Annotated in this window: 1 protein-coding gene; it reads left to right on the top strand. The window is 53.6% G+C overall.

Going from position 1 to position 399, the window contains the following annotated elements:
- Positions 1–22: 22 nt before the first annotated feature.
- The coding region (locus NE664_15155) for a GNAT family N-acetyltransferase (GenBank protein MCQ4727970.1) at positions 23–399 on the top strand (377 nt) is incomplete at its 3' end.

The following is a 399-nucleotide window of genomic DNA, read 5'->3' as shown; positions in this document are numbered from 1 at the left end:
CCGGGCCTTCCTTTACAGGCGAATGTATCAGAAAGCCGCCGAAAAATGGGTGGAACATAAGATTGTGTCGCACGCGGTCAGCCTTTACGCACACGACCGCGAGGGGCTTGAGGCATTTTTCACCTGCGGTTTTGGTTTACGATGCGTCGATGCAATCCGGCCGATGGAGCTGTTGTCCTTTACCGCCCCGCTCCCCCTCACGCTTTCCGGCGGAATTCGTTACGAGGAGCTTGGAAAAGAGCATCAGTACAAAATACGGGACTTACGCCGCATGCTGATCGAACATATGGGAAAAAGCCCCTGCTTCATGTATCAATCGCCGGAAGAGATTGATCAGTGTCTTATACGGGCCGAAAGCGGAGATTCACGCATATTTGCAGCCTTATCCGGAGGCTCCGC

The organism is Anaerotignum faecicola (genome assembly GCA_024460105.1).
In the GTDB taxonomy this organism is placed as follows: domain Bacteria; phylum Bacillota; class Clostridia; order Lachnospirales; family Anaerotignaceae; genus JANFXS01.
The sequence above is the reverse complement of the archived record's forward strand: the minus strand, read 5'-3'. Positions and strand labels throughout refer to the sequence as shown.